Here is a 13,856-nt window from a genome sequence, read left to right as displayed (position 1 = left end):
AGTAAAAGAAAAAAATCCAAAAGCTAAAGAAATAGAAGTAGGAGCAAATGGAGATACAACAATAACTTATCCAGATGGATCAAAAAATAAAATACCAGGAGAAAAAACTGTAGAAGAAATTACAGATGCAGAAAAAAATCCAGCTCAAGATCCTGCAAAAACTCTAGTAGTAAATAAAAATAAACTCACAAATGAGGAAAAAGACAAGGTAAAGGAAAAAGTAAAAGAGAAAAACCCTCAAGCTAAAGATATTGTAGTTTTAGACAATGGAGATACAACAATAACTTATCCAGATGGATCTAAAAATACAATTCCTGGTTTTAAAACCGTTGAAGAAAAAACAAAAACTGATGCAGAAAATATTGAACCAAATATCCCTGCAAAGACAGGAGTAAATAATCTCGATAAATTAACAGACAAAGAGAGAAGTGAGATTGAGGAAATAATCAAGGAAGCTAACAAAGGAAAATTCCCTCAAGGAACAAAAGTATCTATTGATGAAAAAGGAAATGCAACAATAACTTATCCAGATGGATCTGTTGATAATATAACTTCTGACAAATTAGTTAGAAAAGAAGATAAGAAAATAGACCTAGACGAATCTGAGAAAAATGTACTAGTTATACCTAAAACAAAAACCGGTGTAGCTGACTTGGACAAGCTAACAGAAAAGGAGAGGGCAGAAATAGCTGAAAAAGTTAAGAAAGCTAATCCTAAGGCTGTAGAAGTTCGAGTAGATAATAAAGGAAATGCTACTGTAATCTATAAAGATGGATCGGAAAATAGTATTTCGAAAGATAAGCTTGTTTATAAATTAAATAAAGTTGAAGTGCCAGATACAAATAAAAATATTCAAAAACAAAATTCTGGTTCTAAAACCACCAAGAAATCTAGCAATGTAAAAACAGGTGTTGCTTCTCTAACAGGAGTTACAACAAGCCTTTTACTTGCTACAGGATCTTTATTTATAAGCAAGAAAAAAAAGAGATTAAGATAATCTCACGTACTCCCTCTTAAGTACGGAAAACTCGAGTTAAGGCTCGAGTTTTTTCTTTACAAAAATTTTTCAACTAAAATCTGTTGCTTAAAAATTTTTTGGATTTGCCAAGGTAAGTTTTCTCCACACTAGATTTATTATCAATTAGACATTTTTTTGATTATTTCATTTATATCTTTCTTGTTAATTCTCGATAGTTCAGATTCTTCGCTATCGAATTTTTTGTTTGCGATTGGGTGAGCGTACTCATCTTCCATAACTTTTAGCACCCTAGTTCTACAAAAGGCTCCTTGGCAAAAACCCATACCTGCACGAGTTCTTCTCTTAACGGCATCGACACTAGTTAATTCAATCCCACGATTAAGGGCATCTCTTATGGTAGCCTCACTTACTTGCTCGCACCTACATACTAACCTTTGAGATTTGCCGAGTTTAAGGTCAACTAGGTCTTTAATCTTATTAAAATCCTCAAGGTCTTTGTACTCTATAATCGGTTTTCTGTAAGGATTGTAGCTTTCATCACTGATAAGGTCTAAGCCTAAATCTTTTAATATTTTTTCGACTAATCTTGCGATTTCGGGAGATGATGTTATCCCTGGAGATTGGATACCTACTACATTTATAAAACCAGAAGTAGCGGTGTTTTCTATGATGAAATCACCTGTTGAGCTTGCAGGTCTTAGTCCTGTAAAGGATCTGATAAACTCTTTGAGGTTGATTACGTCTTTTCTGACAGACTTTTTGGCAAGCCTATAAATTTCTCTTAGCCTTTCTTCGTGAGTGCCAAGGTCGATTTCTTCCTCGTCTATAGCATCAGGACCTAACAAGATATTGTTGTGGTAGGTTCTTGTTACCAAGATTCCCTTGGATTTGGGGCTTGGGGTTTGGAATAGGACTTGTTTAATCCTCTTTCCCGTTCCTTTCTGCATAAGGAGGTATTCCCCACTTCGTGGATGGATATCAAAGTTAGTTTGTGTAATCATTTTAGAAACCCTAGCGCCGTTGAGACCTGAGGCATTTATCACAAAATGAGACCTATAGCTTGTGCCATCAGCAACTTTTACAGAAAACACATCTTCTATTTTTTTAATATCCACAACCTCGCTATTAAGCTTTAATTTGACTCCGTTGGCTATGGCATTTTCTATTAGAGCTATCACATATTCATAAGGGGAACACACTCCTGCTCCCTTGCAATACAAGGCTCCTATGGCATCATCAGATACATTTTCTTCAAGTCTTCTGAGTTTTTCTTGATTGATTATTTCCATATCATCAAGTCCATTTTCAAGTCCAATTTGGTAGAGCTTATCAAGCATTTTCATATCATCTTCATCGAAGGCTAGAACAAGAGAACCATTGGCCAAAAAACCAAAGTTTAGCTCTTCGTTAAGAGATTTGAAACTTTTTCTTCCAGGATAGCATAGCCTACCCCTAAGCTCTCTTCCACTTTCTGCATAACCACCATGGACTATGGCGGAGTTTGCTTTGCTGGCTCCCATGGACACATCATTTTCCTTTTCGATAACCAAGATTTCTAGTTTATATCTAGCAAGTCGTCTCGCAATAGATGCTCCACTAACCCCAGCTCCTATAATTATTACATCAAACATTTAATCACTTCCTATTAGTAAAATTTACCTATATAAAAATAAAACTATATACAAGCAGGGATTAAGACTAAAACCTCCCCAAGCAATTGTAATTTGGATAGAGCCCACACCCTTTTGTCCACTTTTGTTAAGCAAAACATTTGCTACACCACCATCATCTAATAAGATAAATAACATTGTTCCAAAAAATTCACCCATGATAATATCTCTCATAATTTCCTCTTATATGTGTTTTTTGAAGTAGACATAGGATAGGCAAATAAAAAGCAACAAATAAAGTGATTTTGTTGCTAGGCTCTTTAGATATTAAATTGTGAAAACATTTACACCATCTAGTATAGCACAGAAAAATCACATAAGCAAGGCTTTTTAATAATTAGATAAAAAAGTTTTTGATTATTCAAAAATCTAAGTTAAAATGCTAGACAAATTACCCATTCTATAATAGAATAAACTTGTAAGCAGTAAACATAATTAGGGAGGAATTTATGAAAATTAGTAAAATTATGTCTGTTATTTCTGTACTTTCTTTATCACTAGCCCTAGCTTCATGTGGAGCTGACAAGGCAAAGGATAAGGAAGAGTCTAAAGCTACAACTGAAACAAGCCAAGAAGCTAAAGGCGATGAAAAAAGCGAAACTCCAAAAGGAGATACTGTAAAAATCACTATGGTTACAGATGAGGGTGGGGTAAATGATAAGTCTTTCAACCAATCAGCCTTTGAAGGTCTATCAAGCTACAAAGAAGAAGGAAAAATTAACTTTGACTATATAGAATCCCACAAGGACTCTGACTACCAACCAAACCTAGAATCAGCCCTAGATAGTGAACCAAACTTAATCCTAACAGTTGGTTATGCTTTATACAACCAAACAAGTGAGGCAGCTGAACAAAATCCTGACCAAAAGTATGCAATAATTGATAATGCCAACATTAAAGAACAAAAGAACTTACTTGGTATTACTTTTGCTGACCATCAAAACTCATTCCTTGTTGGTTATATAGCAGGAATGAAGACAGAGGCCAACCATGTAGGCTTTGTTGGAGGTCAAAAATCAGACGTAATTGATAGATTTGAATATGGATTCAGGGCTGGTGTTAAAGAAGCTGCTAGAGAAAAGAAAACTGACATCAAGGTTGATGTTCAATATGCAAATAGCTTCTCTGACCAAGCTGCTGGTAAAAATATTGCCAACCAAATGTACCAATCAGGAGCTGATGTTGTGATGCACGCTGCTGGTGGAGTTGGTATCGGTGTAATTGAAGCTGCAAAAGAAAACAATAAATGGGTTATCGGTGTAGACCGTGACCAATCAAACGAAGCACCTGATAATATGCTTGTATCAACAATCAAAGGTGTTGGCGATGCTGTAAAATTAGTAGCTGATGGTCTTGCTAAGGGAGAATTTGAGGGTGGTACAACCAAACAATTTACCCTAGCTGATGGAAAGGCAGTTGATATTGCCTATGCTCCAAATGACTTAGTAGCAAAAGAAGTTAAAGATAAGGTTGAAGAGTTAAGAAAACAAATCATTGATGGAAAAATTCAAGTTCCACAAAATGAAAAAGAATTTACCTCAATGGGCTATGATAAGTAAAATTTAAGAAGTGGGCGGCTTACCCCTAGGCGGGGTAAGTTTTCCTGCTCTTTTTTTATAATTTTTTTTAAATTTATGATATGATAAAGGTATGAAGCAAGTGTCTTCTAGTTTATTATAAAGGGGAAGCTATGAAAAAATATTTTGATACAGCCCCAGTTGTAAGTATGAGAAATATTTCTAAGAGTTTTTCGGGAAAGAAAGTCCTAGACAAAGTCGATTTTGACCTTCACAAGTGCGAAGTACATGCACTTTTGGGAGAAAATGGTGCTGGTAAAACAACTCTTATGAATATTCTCTATGGAATGTTTCCTCCAAGCGAGGGTTCTGTAAGTATAAATGGTGAGATCTTTACTGCCATGACACCCAAAAAAGCGATTGATGCTGGTATTGGTATGGTGCACCAACATTTCATGTTGATTGAGCCACTAACAGTTGCAGAAAATATTATCTTAGGCTATGAAAATAGCAAGGGAGCCTTTCTTGATAGGAAAAAAGCTTACGCTGAGGTAGAAAAGTTAAGCAAAGAGTACAACCTAACCATAAATCCTAAGGCAAAGATTGAGGATATATCTGTAGGTATGCAACAAAGAGTAGAAATCTTAAAGGCTCTCTATCACGGAGCAGATATTCTGATTTTTGATGAGCCAACCGCAGTTTTAACCCCTCAAGAGATTGTAGAATTTATTGAAATAGTCAAAAGATTAACTGAAATGGAAAAGTCGGTTATTATTATCACTCACAAACTTTCGGAAATTAAAGCTATGGCTGATACTTGTACTATAATTAGGAGGGGTAAGTTCATTGATAAGGTCGATGTGGCAAGTGTTGATGAGAATATCCTAGCTGAAAAGATGGTTGGTCGTGATGTTAGCTTTACTGTGGATAAGAAAGAAATGCCAAGTGGCGGTGTAGTTTTAAATATTTCGGACCTTTGGGTTAAGGACAAGAGAGGAATCGATGCCCTAAGAGGACTTAGCTTAAATCTACACGCTGGTGAAATCTTAGGTATAGCAGGAGTTGATGGTAATGGACAAAGCGAATTAATTGATTCCATAACAGGAATGACTAAGGTCAGCAAGGGAAAAGTTACCCTAAATGGAGTCGATATTACCAACGCATCTACTAGGAAGATTTTAGATACGGGGATGAATTCAATTCCAGAAGATAGGCAAAAGAGGGGATTAATTCTCGAATATCCTATCAAGGATAATTTGATACTCGAAAGAGTTAAGGAAGAGCCATTTTCTAGGAAGGGTAGGTTGGATTTCAAAAAAATTGATGAAAATGCTAAAGACTTGGTAGAAAAATTCGACATTAGACCTAGGGATATCAATGAAAAAGCAGAAAGCCTATCTGGTGGTAACCAACAAAAGGTAATCATAGCTAGAGAAATTTCAAATAACCCAGATGTCCTAATTGCTGCTCAACCAACAAGGGGACTTGATGTTGGAGCCATAGAATTTATCCACCAATACCTAGTTGATTTAAGAAATCAAAATAAGGCTGTTTTATTAATATCCTTTGAACTTGATGAAATTATGGACTTATCTGATAGGATTCTTGTAATCTATGACGGTCAAATTGTCGGAGAAAAAGATCCAAAGACTAGCAGTGAATTTGAAATAGGAAGACTAATGGCAGGAGGTAGGGATGACTAATATCAATAAATCAAAAAATAAATTTGTCCTAGGTTCGTCAAAAATTGCCTTTACCCTAATCTCAATTCTCTTGGGCTTTGCCATAGGAGCTTTGGTGTTACTTATAGCAGGTTTTGACCCAATCGAAGGCTTCAGAAACCTCTTTCTAGGAGTTTTCAAAACTCCAAGACATATGGGCTGGGCAATAGTAACTTCTACTCCAATAATCATGACAGGTCTTGGTGTTTGTTTTGCCTTTAAGACTGGACTTTTCAACATGGGAGCTGAGGGACAATTCATAGTTGGAACAATAGTTGCCTTTTTGGTAGGCTACAAGCTCAATCTTCCTCCAATAATTCTTCCTCTTGTTGCCATAGTACTTGCTATGCTTGCAGGAGCTATCTATGGAGCTATTGCTGGATTTATTAAGGCGAGGTTCGGTATTCATGAGGTAATTTCAACAATTATGCTCAACTGGATTGCCTATTATTTTCAAAACTTTATCGTATATAGGTTTAGGCAACCAAATTCTATGGCATCTTTTGATATTGCTGATAAGGCAAAAATTACATTTTTCACAGATGCAGCCAAGAGGTTTGATGGATTTTTCTCACAATTTTTCAGAGCACCTGTTCATTGGGGAACAATCTTTGCCCTTATAGCGGTAGGGGTAGTTTGGTATATTTTAAAGAAAACTACCTTGGGTTATGAATTGCAGGCAGTTGGATTAAATAAAGAAGCTAGTGAATATGGGGGCATTAATTCAGGAAGAAAAATAGTCCAATCAATGGCGATTTCTGGAGCTATTTGTGCCCTAGCTGGGGTTAGCCAAGTCTTAGGCTTTACCTACAATTTATCAATCCTAACTTCAATGCAAAACTTCGGTTTTGATGGACTTGCCGTATCCTTATTAGCAAGCAATAACCCAATCGGAGTAATATTTTCAGGACTTTTCTTTGGTTCTTTGAAATATGCAGGTAACAACCTCCAAAGAGCTATGGGAGTGCCAAGTGAGATTATTTCAATTATTATAGGAACTATAATCCTCTTTACAGCAGCTCCACTAGCCTTTAGAATATTAAGGGCAAAAATAAAACGCAGGAGACACCTAAGAAAAACTACCAAGGTCGCAATTGATCTTGCCAATGTAACTGAAAAGAGAGAAGAAAATATGAAGGAGGATGTGGACAATGCTTAATATGACTATACTAGCCCTAATTATAGGAAACACATTCTCAAATGCTTCCCCAGTTCTTATGGCAGGACTTGGTGGGATGATTTCCGAAAAATCTGGGGTAGTAAATATTGGACTTGAAGGAATGATGACCATAGGAGCTTTAACTGGAGCGGCCCTAGGATATTTTCTAGGCAATCCTTGGATAGCCTTTCTTGGAGGAGGAATTGCTGGAGCAATTTTCGGCTTGATTCATGCTTTTGTTTCTGTAAGTCTTGCAGGAGATCAGACGATTTCTGGTATAGCTATAAATACCCTAGCACCAGGTCTTGCTCTTTTCCTATCAAGATTGTTCTTTGATGGAGCTACCCAAACGCCTTCCATAGACCTAGAAAACAAAATTCCAAGACTCTTTAAGGGCCTATCAAGCAATCAAATATTTAATAATATTTTTAGCCAATATGCAAGTGTTTATGTCGCCCTAATAATGGCGGTTGTCTTGTATGTAGTTTTGTATAAAACCAAACTAGGTCTTAGGATTATTGCTGTAGGCGAGCATCCAAAGGCTGCGGAGACTTTAAATATTAATGTCAAAAAGACTAGGTATATGGCGGTAATATTTTCAGGCTTTATGGCAGGTCTTGGTGGAGCGAGCATGTCTCTTGCAGTTGTTTCAAGCTTCTCGCCAACCCTAATTGTAGGTCAAGGTTATATCGCCCTTGTTACAGTTATTTTTGGAAATTGGAAGCCTCAAGGAGTTGTTCTCGGATCTTTGTTCTTTGGTCTCGCCCAAGCTGTTGCAACTTATCTTGGTTCAACTTCAATTGGCATACCAATAGAATTTATCTCAATGATTCCATATATAGCGACCCTTCTTATCCTTATAATCTTTAAGGGAAGAAGCTGTGCACCAAAAGCAAGTGGCAAGCCTTACCTCACTTTGGAAGAAATATAAAAAATTGAAGGAGGAGACTCCTTCTTTTTTTCTGATCATATGGAGAACTTATGGACAATGATGTTAACAAAAATAACTGGATAAAAATGCTTCTAAGCTTAATTTGCGCCATGGCCATCGTTATCGGGCTATTTTTTCTGATTAATAGAAAAAATAAAGACCAAAAAATAGCAAAAATTAACCTAGCCTCCTATGTCTTGGTTACAAGCTCAGGAGAAGATGGGGCAGGGAAAGTCGCCCTTAGCTATGATAAGGATAAATTTATTCATGACTTTCCAGATGGCTTTCACAAAAAAAAGCAAGAAATTTCAGCTAAAAGCCTCATAGATGACTTAGAGGCCAATACGACTTTTACCATTAGCAAGGAGACTAAGCTCAAAAATGGAGATAGGATAAATATTTCTGTAGATTTTCCTGGAAATCGCTATAAAGATTACAAGCTTACTTTTGGGGAAACAAGTTTTTCCACTAGCATTAAGGGTTTGAAAGAAAAAGTAGAGGATAAAAAATCTAAGAAGATAGCCCAAGATCCTAGCGAGAAAGCTTCTAGCAAAGTAGAAAATAAAGTAAAAAGTCAGGAGAAAACAAATCCCAAAGATGACTTCAAAAGCTATATAGAAAAAAATATCATAGCAGGAGATAGGGTAGACCTAGAGGCTGTATCCTACCAAGGGAAAATAACAAGCTCACCCCTAGAAATATATGTTTATAGGATAAATACCAGAGAAAACCTAGGAGAGACCAGTAAAAGTTTCTACTATTACTTAGGAATCTACACTTATCAAGGGCAAACTCACTTGCTAACAGACTCTTTCATCCACAGGATATATTGGGAAAAGGAAAATAAATCAATTGATATTTCCTACGAGGGGTTTTTCTTGGTTGATGATTTGATAACCTATGTAAACGATGGAAAGTTAAAAATAGATGGTCTTAGCTACTACGACAACTTCAAATCGGAAGATGGAATTACAGGCTATTATTTTCCAGCGGATTACACCCTACTACTGACAGATGACCATAAGCTAAGGCTAGAAAAGGATAAGCTTGCCTACACAGGTTCGTGGAGAGAAAAAGCAGGAAGAATTTACCTTGACCTACCTTCCCTAAAAACAGAAGAAATCCAAGCAGATTTTTATGATGGAGGTCTTATGTTTGATGGGGGAATATTTGAATGAGCCAAATGTATAAATTTGGCTTTTTTGTTTGGAAGGAGGAAGTTATGAGAAAATCCAACCTAGATGAGATTAATGAAGAGAGAAATAGGCTTTTAAGGGCGATAGAAGAAAGTGATATAAAAACTATTGAAGAAATATTTCCTAGGGTCAAACAGGTTTTTAAGGAAGAGAAATTCGGGATTATAAACAGAGTCAACAAGGATCCTATAAGAAGCCTAAAAAATATCACCCTATCATATAATACAGTATATTTTTTAATCGCCCTAAAGGCAGGTATGGACAGCAATGTAGGCCATTATCTAGCAGAAAAGTACGCCATTATGATTGAATATACCGACAGTGAAGAGGACCTTTGGAAAATTCACGAACAAATGCTTGCCAATTACGCATCTTATAAATATAGGAAGACCTATAAAAAAGAGTTGAGCCTAGTTGAAAAAATAAAGTCCTATATAGACAAAAATTTTATGGAAGATATTAGTAGCAAAACCCTAGCATCTACCTTTAATATTTCCAGAGAGCATATGATGAGAACCTACAAAAGAGAAGCTAAGGATACGATAAATAATTATCTGATAGAAAAACGAATCAAGGAAGCCAAGCAACTACTCCTATTTTCAGACCTAACAATTACAGAAATTGCCCTTAGTGTAGGTTTTAAAAATTCCCAATATTTTTCCAATAGTTTCAAAAAAAAGACCAAGCTTACTCCAAAAGACTTCAGAGAAATGGAGAGAAGTCATTAATTTATAAAAAGAAATCAATTTTTGGCAAGTATCTTTCTCCAAAGCAAGATATTATATAAATAAGTATTAGATAAATAACTATCAAGGAGGAGAAGGCCATGAAAATTATAGGACCAATAGAAGTTAACGAAAACTCCCACCCTTTTTCATCTATGAAATATGCAAGAGAACTTATAGATGTTAGTAAATATGGGTTTGTGGAAGAAGAATATTTTATATCTGATCTAGCTAATGTCTACGATTTTGATGAAGATAAGAAAATCGTTTACATATACCAAGAAGAAATTCCTTACACCACAAGGATTTTAGTAAGAAGACCGAAAGATAAGAAAGACTTTACTGGGAGATGTTACATAGACATCATGAATGCTTCAAATAATTATGATATTGAAGATTTGTGGAGGAGGTCTTACTTGCACATCATGGAAAACAACCATATGTACATAGGAGTAACCTCAAAACCTACCAATATCTTATCGCTAAAAAACTTCGACCTAGATAGGTATAAGTCCCTATCTATGCCATCCAAAAATCCTGCTCCCCAACCAGCAACCCTCGATGTAAGAACTGGTTCAATAGATGGATGCGAAGATGGCTTGGTGTGGGATATCTTGTATCAAGTAGGAAAAGAGGCAAAGAACAATTCCCAAGGTTTTTGTGGAGGACTTGATGTTAGCTATCTCTACCTATCAGGTCAAAGCCAATCAGGCATGTACCTAAATACTTATGTAAATTTCATGCACAATTATTACAAAAACATGGGATATGAGAAGGTCTATGATGGCTACCTATCACTCGCCTCAGGTGGACTTACTAGGGCATTAAGACAAGATCCTAAGGAAATATTTAACTTTGCAGTAAGACCTAGTCGTGAGGAAGAGATTGATGTTCCAGTTATAACCTTCAACACTGAAAATGACTACTACCTATTCGGCTCAATGGGAGCAGATATCAAGCCAACTAAGAACGAAAATTCACCAACAAACAAGAGAAGGTACTATGATATGACAGCTTCTGCTCACACTGATGCGGCAAGTCCCTTAGTTCCAACTAATGAAGAGATTTTAAAAACCAAGTGTCCGCCAAGGATATTGGACAAGGACTATGATTTTAGGCTAAATGACTTGAAATTTGATTATTATATCAATGCTATGCTCGACAATCTTCACAAGTGGGCTGTTACTGGCGAAGCCCCACAGGTGATTGAGCCAATAGACTTTAGTCAAAAAGATTCTTACGGCCACCACAAGAAGGGTGTGAGATCTCCTTTTATAGAAGTTCCCAAGGCCTACTATATAGCTAGTGAATCAGAGGGTTCGACTAATGGCAAGATGGAGTTTTTCTCCAAGGAAAAGATGGAAGAAATCTACGGAACTTTTGAAAATTACCTAGAAAAGTTTGAAAAATTTACCTACAAGCAAGTAGGAGAAGGACTTTTGACAGAAAATGATGCAAAAAGAGCTCTTGATTGGGCGAAAAATATTAATGAGTGAGAGGAAAGATTATGGAAAACAAAAAAATTAGACCCTTCAGCACCAAAGACCAGCTGGGATATATAGCTGGAGATATGGCAGGTTCTTTTGTAAACTTGACCATGGATGCCTTCTTTTTGGTATTTTGTACCTATGTATTGAAAGTTGATCCGAAATTTATGTCAGGCTTGTTCCTTTTCGCAAGACTATTTGATGCAATTAACGATCCTATAATTGGTTCTTTGCCAGATAGGTTCTCAATTGGGAAAAGTGGAAATAAGTTTAAACCCTTTATAAAAATCGCTATGTGGCCTTTGGCACTATCAATCCTCCTAGGATTTTTTGATATAACAAAACTTGGTTTTTCAACAACTGCAACCCATATTTGGGTCGCCTTTACCTACATCCTCTATGGAATGAGTTATACAGGAACATCAATGCCATTTGGTGCCATGGCTACTGTCGTAACCTTAGATCCTACAGAAAGATCAAAATTATCAGCAGCAAGAGCCATAGGTGGAACTGCAATAGGCTATGGTTTCTTATCAATAATCCCTATGTTTATATGGGATGCCGACAAAAATCCAAAGCCAAGTGGCTACATGACAGTTGCTATAATAGCTGCCCTTGGTTGTATAATAGGCTACTACATCCTATGTTTGCTAACCCAAGAAAGATATGCCCATCTAAGTCAAAATGACTCAGACCCTACAAAGAAGTACTCTTTCAAAGAAGTTATAGGTCAAGCCTTCAAAAACAGGGCTATGGTCGGAATAATGTTCGCATCAATCGGCTCTCTAATTTATATAACAGGAAATTCACAATTTGGTGGCTTTATCTTCAAAGAATTTTACCAAGCCCCAAAGATGCAGGCAGTCGCTATGTATGCCCAACTTCCAATAACAATATTAATGTTTTTCATAGTGCCAAAAATGCAAAGGAAATTTGGCAAGAGGAACTTGCTACTTACCATGTTAGCTTGGAACTTAGTCCTATCCTTATTTCTATTTATAAAACCCCTAGAGAATGTAATGACCTACATCATAATCAACGCTCTAGCAAACCTCGGTCAAGTTACCTTTATAATGGTAGTGTGGGCCTTTGTAGCAGATGCGATTGACTATCATGAATACAAGTTTAAGTCAAGAAACGATGGAACCTTATACTCAATCTACACCTTTGCAAGAAAAATCGGCTCTACCCTTGCAAGTTTTGGAGCTACAGCTGCCCTAGCTGCAATAGGCTTTGTAGCAACATCTCCAAGCCAAAGTCCAGAAACCATAGCAGCAATAAGGTATCTTGGAACTTCAATTCCACTTATAGCTTGTATCCTAGAAATAATTGGTATGAAATTTATCTGGAATTTGACCAAAGAAGATTCAGAAAAAATCGCTAACGACCTAAGGATCAACTAATGAAAAAAATTGATATTCACGTCCATTGTAGCAAGGATACAGGTCATAAGGTAAATGGAATTGACTTAATATCTAGCCAAGAAATGTTAGAATCAATGGATAAAAGGGGAATATATAAGGCTGTATTAATGTCCTCATCAGAAAAAGATGAGGATGTTAGTTCCAATAAGGAAGTAAGAGAAATCGCAAGAAATTCGGATAGATTTTACTATATGTCTATTGTCGAACCTTCAAATGCTATCTATGAGAACCTAAAAAAAGAAAAAGACCAAGGCTCTATTGGAGTAGGGGAACTGGTCTATAACAAGGAATTTAATAGCCCAGAAATTTTCAGCATCTTAGATGCGGCTGAGAAATTACAAATGCCAGTTCTTTTTCATATGAGTCCTGAAATAGGAACTTATTACGGAGTTTACGACAAAAAAGGTCTAACCTATCTGGAAGAGGCACTTAAAAAATTTAAAGACCTAATTTTTATAGGCCATTCGCAAGCCTTCTGGTGCGAAATAAGTAAGTATGACAGAGAAGATCCTAGCTACAGAGATTCTTACCCACAAGGCAAGGTCTTTGAGGGGAGAGTTGCAGACCTATTAAGGAAATATCCAAACTTATATGCAGACCTATCAGCAAACAGTGGGTCAAACGCCCTCATGAGAGATAGGGACTATGGGATAAAATTTATAAGAGAATTTTCAGATAGACTATTCTTTGGAACAGATACCTTCGCCAAGAACCAGACTTTTCCACTAGATAAATACTTGGAAGATTTGCTAAAAGAGGGACTTATAAGTAGGGAAGATTGTGAGAACATTTATTACAAAAACTTCGAGAAAATATTTAAAATAAAAGCTTAAAAAGGCAGGACTAGGAAAAATCCTAGTACCTGTTTTTTTATAAAAATATAGCAAAAAGATGCAACCCTAGTTGTGAAAAATATTAAACAAACGAGCCTCACCATATCAAAACCGAAAGTTTGTAATATTTTATAAAAATGACCATAAAAAAACTAGATGAAAACTCATCTAGTAAAAATGGTCTGTGTGAAATGATTGAACCTTCGAGCCCACC

10 protein-coding genes and 2 pseudogenes are annotated in these 13,856 nt (G+C 36.3%); 10 read left to right on the top strand and 2 right to left on the bottom strand.

All coding sequences use genetic code 11. The features are described from left to right. Positions 1 to 997: pseudogene (locus Q0W95_RS05830) on the top strand (hypothetical protein); the annotation flags it as partial. Positions 998 to 1,137: 140 nt separating this feature from the next. On the opposite strand, the gene Q0W95_RS05825 reads toward Q0W95_RS05830, so the two are convergent. Both Q0W95_RS05825 and Q0W95_RS05820 read right to left on the bottom strand, forming a co-directional pair. Beyond that, positions 1,138 to 2,610: an NAD(P)/FAD-dependent oxidoreductase gene (locus Q0W95_RS05825; protein WP_297790812.1), complete on the bottom strand. Its 1,473-nt coding sequence runs from the start codon at positions 2,608 to 2,610 to the stop codon at positions 1,138 to 1,140. Between the two features lie 75 nt (positions 2,611 to 2,685). Continuing rightward, positions 2,686 to 2,823, bottom strand: a pseudogene (locus Q0W95_RS05820) (aquaporin); the annotation flags it as partial. 275 nt (positions 2,824 to 3,098) lie between these two features. On the opposite strand from Q0W95_RS05820, the gene Q0W95_RS05815 reads away from it, so the two are divergent. The 9 genes from Q0W95_RS05815 to Q0W95_RS05775 all read left to right on the top strand — a co-directional run bounded on the left by Q0W95_RS05815 (position 3,099) and on the right by Q0W95_RS05775 (position 13,642). Further along, on the top strand, positions 3,099 to 4,208 hold the full coding sequence (locus tag Q0W95_RS05815; protein ID WP_297790808.1) for a BMP family ABC transporter substrate-binding protein: 1,110 nt from the start codon (positions 3,099 to 3,101) through the stop codon (positions 4,206 to 4,208). A 131-nt stretch (positions 4,209 to 4,339) separates the two neighbouring features. Beyond that, complete coding sequence (locus Q0W95_RS05810; RefSeq protein WP_297790807.1) at positions 4,340 to 5,869, top strand: ABC transporter ATP-binding protein; 1,530 nt, start codon at positions 4,340 to 4,342, stop codon at positions 5,867 to 5,869. Beyond that, positions 5,862 to 7,046, top strand: a complete 1,185-nt coding sequence (locus Q0W95_RS05805) for an ABC transporter permease (RefSeq protein WP_297790805.1) — start codon at positions 5,862 to 5,864, stop codon at positions 7,044 to 7,046. Before Q0W95_RS05810 ends, Q0W95_RS05805 begins: the two co-directional genes overlap by 8 nt. After that, complete coding sequence (locus tag Q0W95_RS05800; RefSeq protein WP_297790803.1) at positions 7,039 to 7,977, top strand: ABC transporter permease; 939 nt, start codon at positions 7,039 to 7,041, stop codon at positions 7,975 to 7,977. The genes Q0W95_RS05805 and Q0W95_RS05800 overlap by 8 nt, the downstream gene beginning before the upstream one ends. Positions 7,978 to 8,027: 50 nt before the next feature. Further along, a complete protein-coding gene (locus Q0W95_RS05795; protein ID WP_297790802.1) occupies positions 8,028 to 9,155 on the top strand; it encodes a hypothetical protein in 1,128 nt (375 codons plus the stop codon). 44 nt (positions 9,156 to 9,199) lie between these two features. Continuing rightward, the gene (locus Q0W95_RS05790; RefSeq protein WP_297790799.1) at positions 9,200 to 9,901 is read left to right on the top strand and encodes an AraC family transcriptional regulator; all 702 of its coding nucleotides are present in this window, start codon (positions 9,200 to 9,202) and stop codon (positions 9,899 to 9,901) included. Positions 9,902 to 9,999: 98 nt separating this feature from the next. Then, positions 10,000 to 11,394, top strand: coding sequence for an alpha/beta hydrolase domain-containing protein (locus Q0W95_RS05785; RefSeq protein ID WP_297790797.1), 1,395 nt, complete (start codon positions 10,000 to 10,002; stop codon positions 11,392 to 11,394). Positions 11,395 to 11,405: 11 nt separating this feature from the next. Next, the gene (locus Q0W95_RS05780; RefSeq protein ID WP_297790795.1) at positions 11,406 to 12,788 is read left to right on the top strand and encodes an MFS transporter; all 1,383 of its coding nucleotides are present in this window, start codon (positions 11,406 to 11,408) and stop codon (positions 12,786 to 12,788) included. Next, on the top strand, positions 12,788 to 13,642 hold the full coding sequence (locus tag Q0W95_RS05775; RefSeq protein WP_297790793.1) for an amidohydrolase family protein: 855 nt from the start codon (positions 12,788 to 12,790) through the stop codon (positions 13,640 to 13,642). The genes Q0W95_RS05780 and Q0W95_RS05775 overlap by 1 nt, the downstream gene beginning before the upstream one ends. The last annotated feature ends 214 nt before the right edge of the window (positions 13,643 to 13,856 follow it).

This window comes from uncultured Anaerococcus sp. (genome assembly GCF_947253225.1).
Lineage (GTDB): Bacteria > Bacillota > Clostridia > Tissierellales > Peptoniphilaceae > Anaerococcus.
Note: the sequence above shows the minus strand (reverse complement) of the source record. Positions and strands in the feature narration are given on the sequence as shown.